Consider the following 19,319-nt stretch of genomic DNA (forward strand, 5'->3'; position numbering starts at 1 on the left):
CCTTCACGGTAGTGCTTCAGGCGTGCCGCCTGGCCAACGCGACCAGATAACGCACCGGCCGATCCGTCGGGTTGACGTAGGCGCACGGCTGGGGCGTGCCGAGCTGGAGGCAGTCACCCGTGTCGAGTTCGTGGTCGACGTCGCCCTCGCGGAACCGCAGGTGTCCGTCGAGCACCCAGATCTGGTGGTGGGTCAGCGCGTAGGTGTGGGCGGGGAACGAGACTTCGGCGCCGGCGGGTAGCACGACCTCGACCAGTTCCAGCGGTCCGCCGAGCGACGGCGAGACGGCGCGGCGCACGTACCCGGTGTCCGGGTCGACCCACGTCGGCTGGTCCGCCACCCGCACGAGCCGTCGGTCGCCGTGTTCCGCCCGCGCGACCAGCTCGGACAACGTCATCCCGAGCGCGGCCGAAAGCCGGCCGAGCAGGACCGCCGTCGGCTGCGCCTCACCGCGTTCGATCTTCCCGATCATCGCCCGGGACACGCCGGACATCTCGGCGAGCGCGTTGGCGGAGAGGTTCTGGCCGACTCTCGCGGACTGGAGCGTCGCGGCGAGCGACGCGGACAAGGGATCCGACATGCTGATCACTATAGTAGCAGTCTCGGCTACTATGCTGACCATGGTGATCAGGGAAGCGACCCCAGACGACGCGGCGGCGTGCGCGGAGATCTACGCGCCGTACGTCACCGACACGGTGATCTCGTTCGAGACCGAGCCGCCCAAGCCGGACGAGATGGCCGAGCGCATCGCCAAGGCGCAGCGGTCGCATGCCTGGCTCGTGCTCGAAGACGACGAAGGCCGCGTCATCGGCTATGCGTATGCGGGCCCTTTCAGTGGCCGTGCCGCGTATCGCTGGTCGTGCGAGGTCAGCGTCTACCTGGAGCGGGGCCGACAGCGGAAGGGTGGCGGCCGCGCGCTCTACCAAGCGCTGCTGGACAGCCTGGCGTCGCGCGGGTTCCGGAACTTCTGCGCCGGAATGGTGGTGCCGAACGAAGCGAGCGCGGGTCTCCACAAGGCGATGGGGTTCGAGCCGGTGGGGACCTACCAGCGGATCGGGTACAAACACGGGGCCTGGCGGGATGTGGCGTGGATGCAGTTGTGCCTGCCGGAGGCGGCCGGGGAACCGGTGGAGCCGCGGTAAGTCGTCCGGTCTCGTGAGTGGTAATGACGGTTAGAACCGTCATTACCACTCACGAGAAGGTCTGACTAAGACTCCAGGTATCGCAGCACCGCCAGCACCCGCCGGTTGTCCCCTTCGGACTGAGGCAGTGCCAGCTTCCCGAAGATGCTCGACACGTACTTCTCCACCGAGCCCGCCGAAAGGAACAGCGCCGCCGCGATGGCCGAGTTCGACCGCCCCTCGGCCATCAGTCCCAGTACTTCCCGCTCCCGCGGGGTCAGCCCGGCGAGCGCGTCGGTCTTCCGGGTGGCGCTGAAGAGCTGGCTGACCACTTCCGGGTCGAGCACGGTCTCACCCTCGGCGACCCGCCGTAGCGCGTCGAGGAAGTCCGACACCTCCGCGACGCGGTCCTTCAACAGGTAGCCGACACCACCCGCGCGGTCGGCGAGGAGTTCCGTCGCGTACTGCGTCTCGACGTACTGGGAGAACAGCAGGATCGCGCAACCGGGCAGTTCCGAGCGGAGCGCGATCGCCGCGCGCAGGCCTTCGTCGGTGTGCGTCGGCGGCATCCGGATATCCACAATGGACACATCCGGCCGGTGGTCCCGGACCGCCGCGCGCAGACTGTCGCCGTCGGCGACGGCCGCGACGACTTCGTGCCCCCGAAGGTTGAGCAGCTCGACGAGTCCGGCCCGCAGAATGGCCGAATCCTCCGCGATCACGACGCGCACGCCGCCCCCATGTCCTATTTCCGTAGTGGTATCTCCGCGCTGATCACCGTAGGCCCTCCCGGTGGACTGTCGATGTCGAGCCCGCCGTCGACGGTCGCGAGCCGTTCGGCGATCCCGGCGAGCCCGCCGCCGCGTTCCAGCCGTGCCCCGCCTTCGCCGCCGTCACGCACCACGAGCCGTAGTACGTCACCGACGATGCCCACATCGACCTCGATCGCGGCCGAAGTGTGCTTGGCGGCATTGGTCAGCAGTTCGGCGACGGTGAAGTAGGCGATGGTCTCGATCGACGGCGACGGCCTGCTCGGCAGGTCGACGGTGATCCGCGCGTCGATATCCGAGCCGGCGGCCAAAGTGGACAGTGCCACGTCGAGGCCGGCGTCGAGCGCGGCCGGGTGGATTCCGCGGGCGAGATCCCGTAGTTCGACCAGTGCCTGCTTCGCGTTGGCATGCGCGGCGGTGACCAGGGTCGTGACGTGGGCGACGTCGGCGCCTTCCGAGGCGAGTTCGTCCTTCGCGATGCCGAGTTTCATCGCGAGCGCGACCAGCTGGGCCTGCGCGCCGTCGTGCAGGTCACGCTCGATCCGGCGCAGGCGCCGTGCCGCGTCGTCGACGGCGGTCGCCCGGCTGCGTTCGAGATCGCGCACGCGCTGGGACAGATCCTCGGTGCCGAGGACGGCGCGCACCAGCAGCCGGTCGAATTCGGTCAGACCGTGGACCACCCACGGCATCGCCAGCAGCACGGCCAGCCCGGTCAGCGCGAGCGGCAGGGTGAGCGGCCACGTGTCGACGCGGAGGTCGAACGTCGGCATGGCGTCGCCGTTCAGGGTGAACCAGAAGAGCGGGTAGGTCAGCGTGCTCACGGCGTAGATGAACAACGTCGAGACCAGGAAGAACTCGATCAGCGTGAGCGGCAGGCGGATGAGCAGGTAGGCGATCGAACGCCAGCCCACCGGATCACCGAGTTTGCTCTTGATCCCGTTCCAGAGGCCCGGCCGCAGCTCCGGTGGGGTCGGTGGCGTGACCTTCGTGCCGAGCAGGGTCCGAGCGAGCCCGATGTGCGCGGCGCCGATCAGCCGCGCTCCCGCCAGGACACCGATGAGCACCGGCAGCCCGATGGTGAGCAGGCTCAGACCGATCCCGAGTACCAGTCCGACGACGACGAGCGCCACGAACACCAGCGTCAGCGGCGCGCCGATCAGCACCCAGGCCAGCTCGGCCCAGTACGCGCGGCTCAGCTGCGCGCCGAGGACGCGTCTGAGCGAGGCGAAGCGGGTGGTCACGGCCTTCAGCCTGCCGTGACCACCCGCCTCAGGCCATCCAGGTTTCCCTAGTCTTCGCGGTGCTGTTCGTCCGCCTGCGCCCGCTGTGACGCCTCACGCATCTCGATGACGTCCGTCAGCCAATCGCCGGTCTCGCGGGCGATGTCCCGGATCGCGCCGGTGATGATCGTCGCGATGTTGCCGATGTGGGTGGCCGCCGACTCGGTGACCTCTTGGACCACGTCCTTGGTGCTTTCGAACTGACCGACCATGTCAGACACCTTATGCCGCTCGGAGGGTCTTGTCGCTTTCCACGGTAGCGGTCGAGCGGGGTTCACCGTTCCACGGCATGGCCAGTTTCACGATCTTCTTGGCCACCGAGAACAGCTGCTTGTGCAGCGGGCCGGTGTTGTACGGCAGGCCGTACTTCTCGCAGATTCCCCGTACCTCGTCCGCGATCTCCGGGTAGCGGCGCGCCGGGATGTCGGGGAACAGGTGGTGCTCGATCTGGTGCGACAGGTTCCCGGTCATGATGTGGAAGAGCTTGCCGCCGGTGATGTTCGCCGAGCCGAGGATCTGCCGCAGGTACCACTGACCCCGCGACTCGTTCTCGGTCTCCTCCTCGGTGAAGCTCTCGACATCGGCGGGGAAGTGCCCGCAGAAGATGATGGAGAACGCCCAGAGGTTGCGGGTCAGGTTCGCGGTCGCGTTGCCGAGGAAGGTCAACGGCGCGAGCGGACCGGTCAGCAGCGGGAAGAGCACGTAGTCCTTGCCGACCTGGCGACCGGCCTTCTTGAGCATCTTGAGGCCGACCTCCTTGTTGTCCGACCATTTGCGCTCGCCCTTGACGATGCGGTCGAACTCGAGGTCGTGCAGCATGACGCCCCACTGGAACATGAACGCCAGCGCCACGGCGTACACCGGATTGCCGAGGTAGTACGGGTTCCACTTCTGCGCCGGGTCCATCCGCAGGACGCCGTAACCGATGTCGCGGTCCTTGTCGAGGATGTTCGTGTACGTGTGGTGCATGTAGTTGTGCGAATGGCGCCAGTTCTCGGCGGGGGCGACGTTGTCCCATTCGAATTTCTGGGAGCTCAGCGCCGGGTCGCGCGTCCAGTCGTACTGGCCGTGCATGACGTTGTGGCCGATCTCCATGTTGTCGAGGATCTTCGCCACCGAAAGCGCGGCCACCCCGGCGACCCACGCGGGCGGGAAGAAGCCGGCGAACAGCAGACCGCGGCCGGTGACCTCGAGCGCGCGCTGCGTCTTGATGATGTTGTGGATGTAGTCGACGTCGACCTGGCCGAGGTCGGCGACGATCCGCTGCCGGATCTCGTCCAGTTCGCGGCCGAACTCCTCGACCTGGGCGGGGGTGAGCTTGTCCTGCAAGCCGGTCATGGTCCGGTCCTTTCTAAGCGTTGATCTCGACGTCCCCGACGGGGACGGAGATGCAGAGCTGGATCTCTTCGTTCTCTTCGCTGGAGGTCTCGCCGGTCTTGGCGTTGCGCACGCAGCCGGAGGTCTTGATCTGCGTGCAGGAGAAGCAGATGCCCATCCGGCACCCGTGTTCCGGGCGCAGACCCGCGTCCTCGGCCTGCTCCAGCAAGGGCTTCCCGGAGTTCTCGAACTCGCGGCCGCTGCGCGCGAACCGGATCTGCCCTTCGGCGCTGTCGGTGTCGAAGGTGAGCGCGGGCGGAGTGAACTCTTCGGTGTGCAGCTGTGCACTCAGGCCGTCGGCCTCGAACGCCTCGCGAACGGAATCCATCAGCGGCTTCGGACCGCAGAGGAAGGTCTCGGCGTCGGGGTACCACGGCGCGGCCTCCTCGAGGTGCTCCTTCGAGAAGAACCCGTGCAGGTCGCCGCCGGTTTTCGCGTGGGTGAACGCGTGTACCACCCGGAGGCCGGGGAGGCGGCGGGCGAGGTCGCCGAGATCGGCGCGGTAGAGCGCGTCTTCGGCGCCGTTGGAGTAGTGCAGGAAGGCGACATCGCCCTCGTATCGCTCGTCCGCGAGCGTACGCAGCATCGACAGGACGGGCGTGATCCCGCTCCCGCCGCTCAGCAGCAGGATCCGCCGCGGCCTCGGCGAAGGCAGGGTGAACTCGCCGTCCGGAGTGGACAGTCCGAGGACGGAGCCGATCGTGATCGCGCGGTTCAGATGCCGTGAGACGAGGCCCTGCGGATCCGCCTTGATGGTCAGTTCCAGCGCGCGGTCGTGCTCCGACCCGGCGGGTGAGTAGCACCGGGTCCGGCGGACGCCGTCGATCTCGACGGTGACCCGCACGTACTGACCCGCGACGAAACCTCGCCAGGCCCGGCTCGGCCGGATGGTCAGGGTGACCGTGTCGGGCGTCTGCCGCCGGACGTCGGTGACCAGGCCGCGGATCTCGCGGCGGACCAGCATCGGATCGACGAGTTCGAGGTAGCGGTCCATGCCATGGGGGGTGAGCAGGGCCTCGGCCAGCGAGGCCAGCCGCCTGGCCCTGCGCGGTAGGAGTGCCGTCATCACTTCTCCCAGGTTTTCTTCCAGAAATTCAGTGAACGCTTGTACACTCAACAGTGAAGTGGCGATGGTCCCGCTTGTCAACGCGAGAGGATGGCGATGTGACGTGGGTGATACCGCGGAGGTGATTACGCTGTCCGTCGTGACAACAGAGCCCGTTTCCCGGCAGGAGCGCAAGCAGCGCACACGGCAGGCCCTGCTGGACGCCGCGCTGGATCTGGTGGCGGAGCGCGGGTTCTCCGGGCTGAGTCTGCGAGAGGTCGCGAAACAGGCGGGCATCGTGCCGACGGCGTTTTATCGCCATTTCGCGTCGATGGACGAACTCGGCGTGGCGCTCGTCGAGGAATCGATGCGCACGCTTCGCATGATGATCCGCTCGGCGCGCACCAGGCCCGCGGCGTACAACGACATGATCCGGATGTCGGTGCGCATCCTGCACGAGCACGTGCGGGCGCACGAGGATCATTTCCGCTTCCTGACCAGGGAGCGCTACGGCGGCACCGGTCCGGTCCAGCAGGCGATCGGCTTCGAACTCAAGCTCTTCGTCAGCGAGCTCGCCGTCGATCTCGTGCGATTCGACAATCTCCGCGAATGGGCGACGGAGGACCTTCACCTGCTGGCCGACCTGATCGTGACCACCATGCTCACCACGGTGCTGGAGTTACTGGAGACCCCTTCGCGCGACAAGGAGATCGTGCGCACGGCCGAACGGCGGTTGCGGCTGATCTTCCTGGGGGTGCCGAACTGGCGCAGCGTTCCGTGACGGACGAAACCGTTGCTCCGTAAGTGTCATAAGGGGTCCCCATAGGACGAAAGCGGTCCTATGGGGACCCCTTATGACATCGCACACCTGGATCGATGGCTGGATCGATCGTGATGAGCGATGTCACGGAAAGATGTCGTCCGGATACGTTCAGCCAGGAAAGTTGTCGGTCGGACGTGGTAAACAGTGCGGGTTCGTGTGGTCCTCTCCAGCGAGGAGGTCGCCTGTGGCGGCAGAAAACGAGCAGCTCACGGTCGGTGTTGTCCGGGAAACCGGACAAGGTGAACGCCGCATCGCGCTGGTGCCGAAGCTCATCGAGCGCGTCTCCGGACGCGGACTGCGGGTGGTGGTCGAGCCCGGCGCGGGTGCCGGCGCGCTGCTCGCCGACGAGACCTTCGAGCAGGCCGGCGCGGTGATCGGTGACCCGTGGGATGCCGACATCGTGGTGAAGGTGGCGCCGCCGAGCGCGGCCGAAGTCGCGAAGCTCAAACAGGGCACCATTCTCATCGGCTTCCTGAATCCACGGGGTGATCCGGACGGGATAGCGGCGCTCGAATCGGCGGGCGTCCGCGCCTTCGCCGTCGAGGCGATCCCGCGGATCTCCCGCGCGCAGGCGATGGACGCGTTGTCGTCGCAGAGCAGTGTCGCGGGCTATCGCGCGGTGTTGCTGGCGGCGGAGAAGCTCACGCGCTTCTTCCCGATGCTGACGACCGCGGCGGGCACCGTGCCACCGGCGAAGGTGCTCGTGCTCGGTGCGGGCGTCGCCGGATTGCAGGCCTTGGCCACGGCGAAACGGCTCGGCGCGCAGACCACCGGGTACGACGTCCGGCCCGAGGTCGGCGAGCAGGTGAAGTCGCTCGGCGCGAAATTCCTCGACCTCGGCATCGAGGCGGTCGGCGAAGGCGGGTACGCCCGTGAGCTGACCGAAGAGGAAAGGGCCGAGCAGCACCGCAGGCTGACCGAGGCGATCACGAAGTTCGACGTCGTGATCACCACCGCGCTCGTCCCCGGCCGCAAGGCGCCGACCCTCGTCACCGCCGACGCGGTGAAGGGCATGCCCGCCGGTGGTGTCGTGGTCGACCTCGCCGGTGAGTCCGGCGGCAACTGCGAACTGACGAAACCGGGCGAGGAGGTCGTCGAGTACGACGTCACCATCTGCTCGCCGCTCAACCTCGCCGCGGAGATGCCCGCGCATTCCAGCGAGCTGTACGCGCGCAACGTCACGGAACTGCTGGAACTGCTCGTCGACAAGGAAGGCAAGCTCGCGCTCGACTTCTCCGACGAGATCGTCGCCGGGGCCTGCGTGGCCGGAAAAGAAGAAGGGGGCGAGTGATGCTGGTAGGCAGTTTGGCGATCCTCGTACTCGCCGGATTCGTGGGCTTCACGGTCATTTCGAAGGTGCCCAACACGCTGCACACGCCGCTGATGTCGGGGACCAACGCCATCCACGGCATCGTCCTGCTCGGCGGGCTGATCGTGCTCGGCCTCGGGGTGGACGGCGTACTGAACAAGATCCTGCTGGTGATCGCGATCGCCTTCGGCACGATCAACGTGGTCGGCGGCTTCCTCGTCACCGACCGGATGCTTTCGATGTTCAAGGCGAAGAAGCCGGAAGAGGGTGGTGACAAGTGACGACCTTCATCGCCGTCCTCTACATCATTTCCTTCGCACTGTTCATCTACGGACTGATGGGCCTGACCGGTCCGCGCACCGCGGTGCGCGGCAACTGGATCGCGGCGATCGGCATGGGCATCGCGGTGATCGCGGCGCTCTTGACCCCCGGGATGAGCAACTGGCTGTTGATCGCCCTCGGTGTCGCGATCGGTGTCGTCGTCGGCGTGCCGTCCGCGCGCAAGGTGAAGATGACCGCGATGCCGCAGATGGTGGCGCTGTTCAACGGCGTCGGCGGCGGGGCGGTCGCGCTCATCGCTTGGGTCGAGTTCCGGACCACGGACGGCTACGCGCACGAGCCGGCGTACGTCGCGATCGCGTCGCTGTTCGCCGCCATCGTCGGTTCGATCTCCTTTTGGGGCTCGAACATCGCGTTCGGGAAACTGCAGGAGCTCATCTCCGGCCGTCCGATCACCTTGGGCAAACTGCAGCAGCCGGTCAACGCGCTGGTCCTGATCGCCGCGGTCGTCCTCGCGGTCGTCATCGCCATCGGTGGCGACGCCGAACTGCTGATGATCGGCCTGCTGGTGGCCGCCGGCGTGCTCGGCGTGGTGGTCGTGCTGCCGATCGGCGGCGCGGACATGCCGGTCGTCATCTCCCTGCTGAACGCGCTCACCGGTCTGTCGGCGGCGGCCATGGGGCTCGCCCTCGACAACACCGCGCTGATCGTGGCGGGCATGATCGTCGGCGCTTCGGGTTCGATCCTGACCAACCTGATGGCGAAGGCGATGAACCGGTCGATCCCGGCCATCGTCGCCGGTGGGTTCGGTGGCGGCTCGGCGGTCGCGAGCAGTGGCTCCGGTGAGGTTCGGCCGGTCCGCAGCACCAGCGCGTCCGACACCGCGATTCAGATGGCGTACGCCAACAAGGTCGTGGTCGTCCCCGGTTACGGCATGGCCGTCGCGCAGGCGCAGCACGTGGTCCGCGAGATGGCGAAGTTGCTGGAGGCCAAGGGGATCACGGTCGCCTACGCCATCCACCCGGTGGCCGGCCGGATGCCGGGGCACATGAACGTGCTCCTCGCCGAAGCCAACGTCCCGTATGAGCAGCTCAAGGAAATGGACGAGATCAACTCCGAGTTCGCCCAGACCGACGTCGCGCTGGTGATCGGCGCGAACGACGTCACGAACCCGGCGGCGGAGACCGATCCCGGCTCGCCCATCTACGGGATGCCGATCCTCAAGGTGAACCACAGCCGGTCGGTGATCGTGCTCAAACGCTCGATGAGCTCGGGCTTCGCCGGCATCGACAACGAACTCTTCTACGATGCGAAGACCAGCATGCTCTTCGGCGACGCGAAGTCGTCGGTGGGCGAGATCGTGGAGGAACTCAAAGCACTGTGACCGACCCCTCGGAAGTCGTCGCGTCGTTCGACGACCCGGCCGACAACCTCGCGTTCGACGAAGCCCTCCTGCGCGCCGCACCGGAAGCGCCGGTCCTGTGGATCTGGCGCAACACCGACTGTGTGGTCGTGGGGCGGGGGCAGAAGATCGAACGCGAGGTCAAGGCCGACGTCTGTGCGAGCGACGGCGTTCCGGTGCTGCGCCGGGCCAGTGGCGGTGGCACGGTGTTCCACGATCCCGGCAATCTCAACATCACCCTCGTCCTGCCGGGGCTCGGCTTGTCGGCGAAAGCCGTCAAGCCGCTCGAAGCACTCGGAGAACTGATGACCGCGACGGTGGCCGGACTCGGGCTGCCGTCGCGGCTCGGTGATCGAGGACTGTTCGTCGGTGACGCCAAGCTGTGCGGTTTCGCCGTGTTCAGGACGCGAACGGGCTTGCTCGCGCATTCGACCCTGCTCGTTTCGACCGCGGCCGAACGGGTCGGCCGGTACCTCACCGTGGCACCGCCGGATCCCCGTCCGCTCGACTCACATCGGAGCCGGGTCGCGTCACTCGCCGATCATGGCCTGCGCAAAGGTGTCGCGGACGTCACGGCCGCGGTCCGCGCGGCGGCGGCCGCGCAACTGGGTGAACTCACCACCCGGAAGCCCTCGGCGGCGGAGCGGGAGTGGCACGGCTCGCTCCGGCACACGCGGTACCAGTACTCGCGGTGGCACTCCGAAGGCGCTCAGCGTAAATAGCCTCGTGAGTGGTAATGACGGTTAGAACCATCATTAACACTCACGAGACGAAAAGGGCCCCATTCGCTTGATTACGCGAATGGGGCCCCTTTTCGGGAGAACTACTTTTCTTTGGCCGAGAAGGTGACGGCGGGCACCTTGCGGGCGGCCCGGGTGGTCTTCTTCGGCTCAGCGGCCTTCTTCACCGGAGTCTTGGCGGCGGCCTTCGGAGCGGCCTTGGCGGCCGTCGTCTTCGTGGTCGTGGTCGTGGTCTTGACGGTCTTGGCCGCGGGCTTCGCGGCCGCCGTCTTCGCCGGGGCCTTGGTCGCGGCGGCGGCCTTGGCGCGTCCGGCCGGGGCCTTGGCCGTGGTGGCCTTCGCCGCCGTGCCGCGGGCCGCCTTCGCCTTGGCCGCGGTGGCTTTCGCCGTGCTCCTGGCGGTGGTCTTGCTGTCGGCCTCGGGGGCGGCGACCTTCGCGGCGGCGGTCTTGGGGGCGGCCTTGGCGGCGGCGGGCTTGCGGCCGGCGACACCCTTCGCGGCGGGCTTGCGACCCGGCTTCGCGGCGGTCTTCGCCTCGGCCTTCGCGGCGGTCGCCGCGGTCTTCGGGGTCGACTTCGACACCCGGGCGCCCTTGGGTCGCTGCACGACCCGCGGACGCAGTTTCCGGCCACCGATCCGACGGCCGTTTTCCACATAGGCACGCAGGATTCCCCGGAGCGCGGTGGCGTTGTCGGCCGAAAGGTCGATGTCGTAGGCGATTCCGTCCAAAGCGAAGGCGACCGTTTCTTCGGCCGCTTCACCGGTCAGATCGTCCAGCAAATGCACAGCAGTGTTCCTGGCCATGAAAAAACCTCCCGCGCTCGATCGTTCTACTGCGTAACCGGCACGGTGCAACCTGAACCCGCGGCTGATGACTCACGCAGCGACACGAGGATAGCGGCAGGTTGCGCGAAGCTGCGCGGTGGTGTGCGCTGAATGCATGTCAGCACAGACTTTTGACGTGATCGTGATCGGAGGCGGCCCGGTCGGCGAGGTCGCCGCCGAGCGCGCCGCCCGCGGCGGCCTCCAGGTCGCCCTCGTCGAACACGAACGCTTCGGCGGCGAATGTTCTTACTGGGCCTGCATTCCGAGCAAGGCGCTGCTGCGCCCGGGCAACCTGCTCGCCGCGGCCAAACGTGTCCCGGGTGTCCCGGTCGGTGACGCGGTCGACCCGGCGGAGGTGTTCGCGCGCCGGGACTGGTTCACCGGCAAGGGAGACGACACCGGACAGGTCAAGTGGGCGGAAGGCGTCGGGATCGCCCCGCTCCGCGGCCACGGCCGGATCACCGGTGAGCGGGAGGTCACGGTCGACGGCGGTGACGTGCTGACCGCGCGGCACGCCGTGATCGTCGCCACCGGCAGCGTCCCGCGGACGCCGTCGATCCCCGGGCTGGACACCATTTCCCCGTGGGGTTCGCGGGAGGCGACGTCGGCGGAAGAGGTGCCGCGCCGCCTCGGCGTGCTCGGTGGCGGTGTCGTCGGTGTCGAAATGGCGCAGGCCTATGCCACGCTCGGCGCCAACGTCCACTTGATCATCTCGGGGGAGCGTCCCTTGCCGCGGCTGCCGGAGTTCGCCGGCGACGCGGTCATCGCGGGACTGCGCGAAGCCGGGGTCACCGTGCACACCGGTTCCGGTGTCGACTCCGTGTCCGCTTTGGACGGTGGTAAGGAACTGGCACTGAAGGGTGGCGATCGGTTGGTCGTCGACGAACTGCTCGTCGCCACCGGCCGCCGCCCGGCGACCGACGGACTCGGCGTGGAGGTGCTGGGTCTCGAAGCCGGTGCGGCGCTCACCACCGACGACAACGGTCGTGTGTCCGCTGTGGACGGTGACTGGCTGTTCGCCGTCGGGGACGTCACCGGGCGGGCTCCGCTGACCCATCAGGGCAAGTACGCGGCCCGGGCCACCGGCGACGCGGTGGCCGCGCAGGCGGCGGGCAAGCCGGTCGACTCCGCTCCGTGGAGCGCGCACAGCGCCACGGCAGACCACACCGCCATCCCGCAGGTCGTCTTCACCGACCCGGAGGTCGCTTCGGTCGGGCTCGCCGGGCCGGAAGAGGGCAAACCGCACCGCGTCGTCGACATCGACATCGCGGTCGCCGGTTCGTCACTGCACGCGGACGGCTACACGGGCAAGGCGCGGATCGTCGTCGACACCGAACGCGGTGTCCTCCTCGGTGCGACCTTCGTCGGGCAGGACGTGGCCGAACTACTGCATTCGGCGACGATCGCGATCGTGGGGGAGGTCCCGCTGTCGCGACTGTGGCACGCGGTCCCGTCGTTCCCCACGATCAGCGAGGTGTGGCTGCGCCTGCTGGAGGCATACGGGCTTTGAGTCTCAGCCACTGACCGGGAGTTCGAGCGCGGCCTTCGCGCCACGGACCAGGCCGGGATCGTCCGGAGTGGACGGTCCCGGCACCCACACCACCTGGATCAGCCGGACCGCCTTCCCGTCCTGGCTGCTCTGGTAGGCCGCGCCCTCGAACACCGGGACTTCGCCCTGCCACTGGTTGGTTTCGGTGGCGAGATCGAGGATGCCGCCACCGCCGGGGGTGTCGGCGGCCGCCTTGAACGCGGTCGCCTGCGCCGCGTCCGGGAACTCCACGACGGCGATCGTCACCGCGGCGGCCCGGCCGTCGATGGAACTGGCGAAGCTGGCCCGTTTCACGCCCGCGCAACTCGTCTGCTGAAGGCTCGCCTGGACGTCGCCGTACGCGTGCGACGCGCATTTCTGGTCCGCGGCCGACGCCCGCGAGGTGAACTGGATGTTCTCCACGGCGCTGCTGCTCGGCGGGGCGGAACTGGTCGCCGGGGTCGGTGCCGGTGGAGTCGGCGTGGAGGCGGTGTCGTCCCCGCCGGAAGCGACGGTGATGGCCGCGATCAGCAGCACGATGAGCAGACCGATCGCGGCGACAGGGAGCCACTTCACCGTCTTGGACTGGTGAGACGTCTTCGGTGCGGACTCGGCGGGGGCGGCCGCCGGGGGCGGGGTCTGCCGGACCGGGGGAACCGGTTTCGCGGCGGCCCGCGGAGGGACGGACTGAACAGGCGGCGCGGGCTTGACGGGCGGTGCGGCCGGTTTCGCCGGTCTCTTCGTCGTTCCCGGGTGCTGCACGGGAACCGTCGGCGCGATCGCGACGAGCGGGTTCTCACGGATCACGGTCGGCTCGTCGTCGGAGTAGGCGCTGAATCCCTCGCCCAGCAACATCTCTTCGGGCATCGGCGGCGCGTCCGGGGCGAGCGCGGCGATCAGGTCCCGCGCCTGCTGGACCGACCGGGGCCGGTCCGCGGTGGCCAGCGAGACCGTCGCGGCGAGCATCGTCGTCGCCGTCGGATACAGGACACGGACCGAACCGGCGAGGTCCGCCGGCGGCTGATCGACCGTCTCCACGTACGGGCCGACGGCGATGATCGTGCCGATCGGCCCCGCACCGGGGGCGACGTCGGCGATCTTGTGCGTGCACGCGGCGGACAGCGACAGCGCGTCGGTGGCCGGGTTGATCGACGTATCGCCGTGGACCAGCGGCCAGCCGTCGGCCTTCCACGGCCCACCGAGCGGGGCTTCGAGTTTCAGTGCCGGGTCCGGCAGGTCGACACCGATGACGATGATGACGCCCTTGGGCATGACGATGACCGCCTCGACGGCCCGTTCGTCGGCCGGCCGGGCGCCGACCAGCGCGATCCCGCCGACGACGGTGCTGCCGCGGCCGAGCGAGGCCAGCGCGGCACGGACGTCCTCGGCCACCCGGGACGGTTGCTGAGCGAGGCGAACGAGTCGCATCGAACCCCTCCCCATCTCGTCGGTCTCGGTGCACAAACTAGCGCCTCCATCCGGACTAATGGGGAGACACGTCCCAGGTAGGAGCGGTGGGTTGCGCCGAAAAGTCGTAATGCGCGTGAGCGCCGTCACCCATCCGGGTAGTACTCATTGGTAAGTGACAGTTCCCTGCCCTCTGTCACCAGGAGAAACACGTGGCCGCATTTCGCCACTGGCGTCGACGTGCAGCGCTCGTCGTCGCCCTGCTGGCCGTCCCTGCCGCGGGCATGGTCCCCGCGCAGGCGGCACCCGCGCTCCCGGACTGTCCCGGCTGCTGGCGGCCGTCTCCGGCGCCACGGGGGTGACCGCGCTCGTGCACGCCGTCGACGTCGCCACCGCCGAGCGCGCCGCCCGCGAAGCCGGGCTCACGAAGATCACCTCGTTCGGGAAGATCGGCGTCGTCGCCGTCCGGGGCACCGCCGACCAGGTGCGCGCGGTCCGCGAGACGGCGGGGGTCACCTACGTCGAAGGCAACGAGAAGCTCAAGGCACACGGCAGCACCGGCACCACGGCGACGCGGAGCCTCCAGACGCAGACGCGGCTCAAGGACGCCGGTGGCGCTCCGGTGGACGGCAGGGGCGTTTCGGTCGCGATCATCGACACCGGCGTCGACCCGGCGCATCCCGCGTTCAAGGGCGCCGACGGCAAGACACGGGTGGTGCGCAACCTGAAGAGCCTCTGTCTCGACGGAACCGCGACCGGCTGCATCGTCGACGTCCCGACGTCGGTCGACACCGACACCCTTTCCCTCGGCGGCCACGGCACGCACGTCACCGGTATCGCCGCCGGCAACCAGCTGACGCTGACCGACGGCACCAGAGTCGGCGGCTCGGCGCCGGGTTCGAAGATCGTCTCGGTCTCGACCGGGGCCGCGTTGCTCGTGCTCGGCACGGACGCGGCGCTGAACTGGGTGCTGGAGAACCACAAGGCGCCGTGCGGCGCGGGCGTCCCGGCGTCGGTGTGCCCGCCGATCAAAGTGACCAACAACTCCTACGGCCCCAGCGGTGGCGGCACCTTCGACCCGAACTCGGCGACGGTGAAGCTGCAGCGCGCGCTCGCCGCGGAAGGCGTCGTCACGGTGTGGGCGAACGGGAACGACGGCGGCGACGGTTCGGCGAACCTCTCCAACCCGCCGGGACAGGACCAGACGCCGGGCGTGCTCTCGGTGGCGTCGTTCAACGACCAGGGGACCGGCACCCGCGACGGCACCGTGTCCGATTTCTCCTCGCGCGGCCTCAAGACCGCCCAGCCGAGCTGGCCCGACGTTTCCGCGCCCGGTGAGAACGTCCTGTCGTCCTGTCGTCCGACGCAGCCGATCTGCACGCAGGGCGGGCAGCCCAAGAGCGGACCGGGGTTGCTGGACCTCGCCACCTACAACGTGATCAGCGGGACTTCGATGGCGGCGCCGCAGATCACCGGCATCGTCGCGCAGCTGTTCCAGGTCGCGCCGAACGCGAGCCCGGGTGACATCGAGACCGCGATCAAGGCCACGGCGTACGAGTTCGCGAACGGCTCGCCGTACGTGGCGGCCGGGCCGTACACGTCCAGCTTCGACAAGGGCACCGGTCTGGTCGACACCTTCGCCGCCGCGCAGTCCCTCGGCGCCCAGGGTCGACCCGCGTCCCAATCAGGTGCGACTTATGGTGTTCATGTGGCCAAACAGCACAGTTGGGGTGCACAATGTGCTCACGCGTATCGGGCGGCGGCACGAGCCACCTGACCAGCGCAGCTCGCGAGGTCGTAGGGGAAGACGCCCCTCGTCGAGTAGCGGAGGTCAGCAGTGAGCACCCGTGGCAACACCCGTGGCGTGGTGTACGTCCACTCGTCGCCGTCTGCGGTCTGTCCGCACGTCGAGTGGGCCATTTCGGGCACCCTGGGTGCCCGAGTCGAGTTGAAGTGGACGGCGCAGCCCGCCAGTCCAGGACAGCTCCGCGCCGAATGTGGTTGGCGCGCGCCTGCGGGCACCGGCGCGAAGCTGGCGTCCGCGCTCAAGGCGTGGCCGATGATCCGGTTCGAAGTCACCGAAGAGCCCAGTGCGGGGGTCGATGGTGAAAGGTTCTGTTTCGCCCCCGGCCTCGGCCTGTGGCACGGCAGGACCAGTGCCAACGGCGACATCGTCGTGGGTGAGGACCAGTTGCGCGCTCTCGTGAGCAAGGTCCGCGCCGGCGAATCCCTGGCGCACAAGCTCGATGAGCTCCTCGCCGCCAGTTGGGACGAAGCGCTCGAACCGTACCGGCACGCCGGCGACGGTGCTCCGGTCACCTGGCTGCATCAGGTCGGGTAGAGGGCGTGAAGACGGAGGAGGCGGGCGGCTAACCTTTCGGGGTGACCGCCCAGCCTCGCCCCGCCTCTCGCCAGCGGTGGCTGATCCCCGTCCTCGTGGTGGTGATCTCGCTGACCGTCGGCATCGGGTTACTGGCGCGCGAGCTCTATCGCCGTCCCGAGGCCGAGCCCACCGATCCGGTCGTCAGCGATTCGCCGTCGTCGGTCGCCCCGGAGGCGCAGCCGGGTTCGCCCACCGTCGAAGTCACGCCCGACGTCTTCGCGCATCCGCAGTACCAGAGCGTCCGCCAGGTGCTGCAGGGGTATTTCGACTCCATCAACAATCGTGACTATTCGAAGTGGACTTCGGTGGTCAGCCGGGACCGGGCCAAGACCAAGACCGCCTCGGAGTGGAAGAACGACTATCAGTCCACTCGGGACGGCAGCATCCTCGTCTACCGCATCGAGCCGGGCGCGCCGGGCTCGCTCCGCGTGCTCGTCGCCTTCACCAGCACGCAGGACGTCGACGACGCGCCGGTGTACCTGCCGGAGGGCTGTATCCGCTGGCGGCTGGTGCTGCCGCTGCGGCTGGAGAGCGGGACCTGGCGCGTGGACACCACCGACGGCGGCACCAATCCCGAGCACGAAAGATGCTGAAGTAAGGGCCGACATGGTCCCTCAGGCTGACGCGTGCGCGGACGGGGGCGGAATAGAGTCGCGGGCATGGCAATTGATCAGCCGGCCCTGCTGACCGACGCCTCGAGGGGGCTCACCAGCGAAGAGGTCGCCCAGCGGGTCGCCGCGGGCCAGACGAACTCGGTCTCGACGAAGACCAGCCGGACCACCGGCGAGATCGTCCGCGCGAACGTCTTCACCCGGATCAACGCGATCTACGGCGTGCTGTTCGTCCTCATCCTCTCGACGGGGTATTTCATCGACGGACTGTTCGGCGGACTGATCATCGTGAACAGCGCGGTCGGCATCATCCAGGAACTCCGCGCGAAACGGACGCTGGAGCGGCTCGCCATCGTGGGGCAGGCGAAACCGACCGTCCGCCGTGACGGGCAGAGCGCCGAGATCGCCCCGGAAGACGTCGTTCTCGGCGACCTCGTCGAACTGGGGCCCGGCGACAAGATCGTCGTCGACGGCCCCACGCTGACGGCCGAGGCGCTGGAGGTCGACGAGTCGCTGCTCACCGGCGAATCCGATCCCGTGGTCAAGCAGCCCGGCGACAAGGTGCTCTCCGGCAGCTTCGTCGTCGCGGGCAGCGGCACCTACCGCGCGGACATCATCGGCGACGAATCGTACGCCGCGAAACTGGCCGCGGAGGCCAGCAAGTTCACCCTCGTGAAGTCGGAACTGCGGCAGGGCATCGACAAGATCCTCAAGTTCATCACCTACCTGCTCGTCCCGGCGGGCGCGCTGACCATCTACAACCAGCTCGCGGGCGACCAGGCGTGGCCGGACGCGTTGCGCGGCATGGTCGCGGCGCTCGTGCCGATGGTGCCCGAAGGCCTGGTGCTGATGACCAGTGTCGCGCTGGCGGTCGGCGTCATCCGGCTGGGCAAGCGCCAGTGCCTGGTGCAGGAACTGCCCGCGATCGAAGGGCTCGCCCGGGTCGACGTGGTGTGCGCGGACAAGACCGGCACGCTCACCGAGAACGCCATGCGGCTTTCCGAGGTCCGGGAAATCATTTCGGGACATCCGGTGGACACCGTGCTGGCCGCGCTCGCCGCCGCCGATCCCCGGCCGAACGCGAGCCTGCGGGCGATCGCGGAGGCGTATCCGGCCGATCCGGGCTGGCGGGTCTCCACGACGATGCCGTTCTCTTCGGCGCGCAAGTGGAGTGGCGCGTCGTTCGGCGGCGATGGCGACTGGGTGCTCGGCGCGGCCGACGTCCTGCTGCCCGAAGGGGAGCACCGGGCGGAGGCCGAGAAGATCGGCTCGCGTGGACTACGCGTCCTGCTGCTGGGCCGCGCCGCGCGCGCCGTCGACGCGGCCGAGGGCCCCGGCGACATCGAACCGGTGGCGCTCGTGGTGCTGGAGCAGAAGGTACGCCCCGACGCGAAGGACACTCTGGACTTCTTCGCGCATCAGGATGTCGCGGTCAAGGTCATCTCCGGCGACAACGCCATCTCGGTGGGCGCGGTCGCGGGCACCCTCGACCTGCCGGGCGCCGACAAGCCCGTCGACGCGCGAAAGCTCCCGGACGACGCCGAAAAGCTGGCCGACACCCTGGAGGAACGCGCCGTCTTCGGCCGCGTCACCCCGCTGCAGAAACGCGCGATGGTCGGTGCGCTGCAGTCCAAGGGGCACACCGTCGCGATGACCGGCGACGGCGTCAACGACGTCCTCGCGCTGAAGGACGCGGACATCGGCGTCGCCATGGGTGCCGGTAGCCCGGCCACCCGCGCGGTCGCGCAGATCGTGCTGCTGGACGACAAGTTCGCCACCCTGCCGCACGTCGTCGCCGAGGGGCGCCGCGTGATCGGAAACATCGAGCGCGTCTCGAACCTTTTCCTCACCAAGACGGTCTACTCGGTGCTGCTGGCGCTGATGGTCGGCATCGCGCAGGTGCCGTTCCCGTTCCTGCCGCGGCACATCACGATCACGGCGTGGTTCACGATCGGCCTGCCCGCCTTCGTGCTTTCGCTGGCGCCGAACAACGAACGCGCCCGCAGCGGGTTCGTCGGCCGGGTGATGCGGATGGCCGTACCGGCCGGGCTGGTCATCGCCACGGCGACGTTCGTCAGCTACCTGCTGGTCTACAAGGGATCCGGACAGTCCGAAGTGGACAAGATCCAGGCGGGGACGACGGCGCTGATCACGCTCATCACGATCGCGCTATGGGTGCTCGGGATCGTCGCGCGACCGTACCGGTGGTGGAAGATCGGCCTGATCGGCGGGATGGTCGGTCTGACCCTCGCGCTGTTCCTGATCCCGTTCACCCAGAAGTTCTTCGCGCTGGACCCGAGCGTGAGCGCGTACACGCTCTCGGCGTTCGCCTGTGCCGGAGTGGGGATCGTGTTGGTGGAAGCGGCCTGGTGGATCGGGCGGCATCTGGTGAAACGCTCGGAAGCCTGACCGCCCAGAAG

Annotated in this window: 18 protein-coding genes and 1 pseudogene; 11 read left to right on the forward strand and 8 right to left on the reverse strand. The window is 68.5% G+C overall.

Annotated features, from left to right (window positions below; translation table 11 throughout):
- Positions 1–16: 16 nt before the first annotated feature.
- Complete coding sequence (locus ACZ54P_RS38275; protein ID WP_465466513.1) at positions 17–580, reverse strand: helix-turn-helix domain-containing protein; 564 nt, start codon at positions 578–580, stop codon at positions 17–19.
- Between the two features lie 31 nt (positions 581–611).
- On the opposite strand from ACZ54P_RS38275, the gene ACZ54P_RS38280 reads away from it, so the two are divergent.
- Complete coding sequence (locus ACZ54P_RS38280; protein ID WP_465466514.1) at positions 612–1,142, forward strand: GNAT family N-acetyltransferase; 531 nt, start codon at positions 612–614, stop codon at positions 1,140–1,142.
- 65 nt (positions 1,143–1,207) lie between these two features.
- Here the strand turns inward: ACZ54P_RS38280 and ACZ54P_RS38285 are convergent, their stop codons facing one another.
- From ACZ54P_RS38285 to ACZ54P_RS38305, 5 genes are read right to left on the reverse strand one after another with little or no spacing between them, the layout of a single operon-like run.
- Positions 1,208–1,852, reverse strand: a complete 645-nt coding sequence (locus tag ACZ54P_RS38285) for a response regulator transcription factor (RefSeq protein WP_465466515.1) — start codon at positions 1,850–1,852, stop codon at positions 1,208–1,210.
- 14 nt (positions 1,853–1,866) lie between these two features.
- Positions 1,867–3,132, reverse strand: a complete 1,266-nt coding sequence (locus ACZ54P_RS38290; RefSeq protein ID WP_465466516.1) for a sensor histidine kinase — start codon at positions 3,130–3,132, stop codon at positions 1,867–1,869.
- Positions 3,133–3,179: 47 nt separating this feature from the next.
- Positions 3,180–3,383, reverse strand: a complete 204-nt coding sequence (locus tag ACZ54P_RS38295) for a hypothetical protein (protein ID WP_037313821.1) — start codon at positions 3,381–3,383, stop codon at positions 3,180–3,182.
- A 10-nt stretch (positions 3,384–3,393) separates the two neighbouring features.
- Complete coding sequence (locus ACZ54P_RS38300; RefSeq protein WP_465466517.1) at positions 3,394–4,509, reverse strand: fatty acid desaturase family protein; 1,116 nt, start codon at positions 4,507–4,509, stop codon at positions 3,394–3,396.
- A 13-nt stretch (positions 4,510–4,522) separates the two neighbouring features.
- On the reverse strand, positions 4,523–5,614 hold the full coding sequence (locus tag ACZ54P_RS38305) for a ferredoxin reductase (protein WP_465466518.1): 1,092 nt from the start codon (positions 5,612–5,614) through the stop codon (positions 4,523–4,525).
- A 103-nt stretch (positions 5,615–5,717) separates the two neighbouring features.
- Here ACZ54P_RS38305 and ACZ54P_RS38310 point away from each other — a divergent pair, with 103 nt between their 5' ends.
- The 5 genes from ACZ54P_RS38310 (at position 5,718) to ACZ54P_RS38330 (ending at position 10,128) form a co-directional block, all read left to right on the forward strand.
- Complete coding sequence (locus ACZ54P_RS38310) at positions 5,718–6,374, forward strand: TetR family transcriptional regulator (protein ID WP_465466519.1); 657 nt, start codon at positions 5,718–5,720, stop codon at positions 6,372–6,374.
- A gap of 226 nt (positions 6,375–6,600) precedes the next feature.
- Complete coding sequence (locus ACZ54P_RS38315; RefSeq protein WP_465466520.1) at positions 6,601–7,707, forward strand: Re/Si-specific NAD(P)(+) transhydrogenase subunit alpha; 1,107 nt, start codon at positions 6,601–6,603, stop codon at positions 7,705–7,707.
- Positions 7,707–8,006 carry an NAD(P) transhydrogenase subunit alpha part 2 gene (locus tag ACZ54P_RS38320; protein WP_037313815.1) on the forward strand — a complete coding sequence of 100 codons (300 nt, stop codon included), beginning with the start codon at positions 7,707–7,709 and terminating at the stop codon, positions 8,004–8,006. Before ACZ54P_RS38315 ends, ACZ54P_RS38320 begins: the two co-directional genes overlap by 1 nt.
- The gene (locus ACZ54P_RS38325) at positions 8,003–9,388 is read left to right on the forward strand and encodes an NAD(P)(+) transhydrogenase (Re/Si-specific) subunit beta (protein ID WP_465466521.1); all 1,386 of its coding nucleotides are present in this window, start codon (positions 8,003–8,005) and stop codon (positions 9,386–9,388) included. The genes ACZ54P_RS38320 and ACZ54P_RS38325 overlap by 4 nt, the downstream gene beginning before the upstream one ends.
- A complete protein-coding gene (locus ACZ54P_RS38330) occupies positions 9,385–10,128 on the forward strand; it encodes a lipoate--protein ligase family protein (protein WP_465466522.1) in 744 nt (247 codons plus the stop codon). The genes ACZ54P_RS38325 and ACZ54P_RS38330 overlap by 4 nt, the downstream gene beginning before the upstream one ends.
- Before the next feature lie 101 nt (positions 10,129–10,229).
- Here the strand turns inward: ACZ54P_RS38330 and ACZ54P_RS38335 are convergent, their stop codons facing one another.
- Positions 10,230–10,949 carry an Lsr2 dimerization domain-containing protein gene (locus tag ACZ54P_RS38335; RefSeq protein WP_465466523.1) on the reverse strand — a complete coding sequence of 240 codons (720 nt, stop codon included), beginning with the start codon at positions 10,947–10,949 and terminating at the stop codon, positions 10,230–10,232.
- A 157-nt stretch (positions 10,950–11,106) separates the two neighbouring features.
- Here ACZ54P_RS38335 and ACZ54P_RS38340 point away from each other — a divergent pair, with 157 nt between their 5' ends.
- Complete coding sequence (locus tag ACZ54P_RS38340; RefSeq protein ID WP_465466524.1) at positions 11,107–12,480, forward strand: dihydrolipoyl dehydrogenase family protein; 1,374 nt, start codon at positions 11,107–11,109, stop codon at positions 12,478–12,480.
- 3 nt (positions 12,481–12,483) lie between these two features.
- Here ACZ54P_RS38340 and ACZ54P_RS38345 read toward each other — a convergent pair whose 3' ends face one another.
- A complete protein-coding gene (locus tag ACZ54P_RS38345; protein ID WP_465466525.1) occupies positions 12,484–13,926 on the reverse strand; it encodes a hypothetical protein in 1,443 nt (480 codons plus the stop codon).
- Positions 13,927–14,117: 191 nt separating this feature from the next.
- On the opposite strand from ACZ54P_RS38345, the pseudogene ACZ54P_RS38350 reads away from it, so the two are divergent.
- The 4 genes and pseudogenes from ACZ54P_RS38350 to ACZ54P_RS38365 all read left to right on the forward strand — a co-directional run.
- A pseudogene (locus ACZ54P_RS38350) lies at positions 14,118–15,574 on the forward strand (S8 family serine peptidase); the annotation flags it as partial.
- 168 nt (positions 15,575–15,742) lie between these two features.
- Positions 15,743–16,246: a DUF3145 domain-containing protein gene (locus tag ACZ54P_RS38355; protein ID WP_465466526.1), complete on the forward strand. Its 504-nt coding sequence runs from the start codon at positions 15,743–15,745 to the stop codon at positions 16,244–16,246.
- A 41-nt stretch (positions 16,247–16,287) separates the two neighbouring features.
- Positions 16,288–16,881, forward strand: coding sequence for a hypothetical protein (locus ACZ54P_RS38360; protein WP_465466527.1), 594 nt, complete (start codon positions 16,288–16,290; stop codon positions 16,879–16,881).
- A gap of 66 nt (positions 16,882–16,947) precedes the next feature.
- Positions 16,948–19,308 (forward strand): cation-translocating P-type ATPase, encoded by a 2,361-nt coding sequence (locus ACZ54P_RS38365; RefSeq protein WP_465466528.1) that lies wholly within the window; start codon positions 16,948–16,950, stop codon positions 19,306–19,308.
- Positions 19,309–19,319: the final 11 nt, after the last annotated feature.

The organism is Amycolatopsis sp. NPDC034160, from assembly GCF_055575355.1.

Bases quoted from the DNA above. Each gene is read 5' to 3' on its own strand.
- ACZ54P_RS38280 (WP_465466514.1), top strand. From the start codon at position 612: ATGCTGACCATGGTGATCAGGGAAGCGACCCCAGACGACGCGGCGGCG.
- ACZ54P_RS38300 (WP_465466517.1), bottom strand. From the start codon at position 4,509: ATGACCGGCTTGCAGGACAAGCTCACCCCCGCCCAGGTCGAGGAGTTC.
- ACZ54P_RS38295 (WP_037313821.1), bottom strand. From the start codon at position 3,383: ATGGTCGGTCAGTTCGAAAGCACCAAGGACGTGGTCCAAGAGGTCACC.
- ACZ54P_RS38345 (WP_465466525.1), bottom strand. From the start codon at position 13,926: ATGCGACTCGTTCGCCTCGCTCAGCAACCGTCCCGGGTGGCCGAGGAC.
- ACZ54P_RS38305 (WP_465466518.1), bottom strand. From the start codon at position 5,614: ATGACGGCACTCCTACCGCGCAGGGCCAGGCGGCTGGCCTCGCTGGCC.
- ACZ54P_RS38365 (WP_465466528.1), top strand. From the start codon at position 16,948: ATGGCAATTGATCAGCCGGCCCTGCTGACCGACGCCTCGAGGGGGCTC.
- ACZ54P_RS38320 (WP_037313815.1), top strand. From the start codon at position 7,707: ATGCTGGTAGGCAGTTTGGCGATCCTCGTACTCGCCGGATTCGTGGGC.
- ACZ54P_RS38275 (WP_465466513.1), bottom strand. From the start codon at position 580: ATGTCGGATCCCTTGTCCGCGTCGCTCGCCGCGACGCTCCAGTCCGCG.
- ACZ54P_RS38335 (WP_465466523.1), bottom strand. From the start codon at position 10,949: ATGGCCAGGAACACTGCTGTGCATTTGCTGGACGATCTGACCGGTGAA.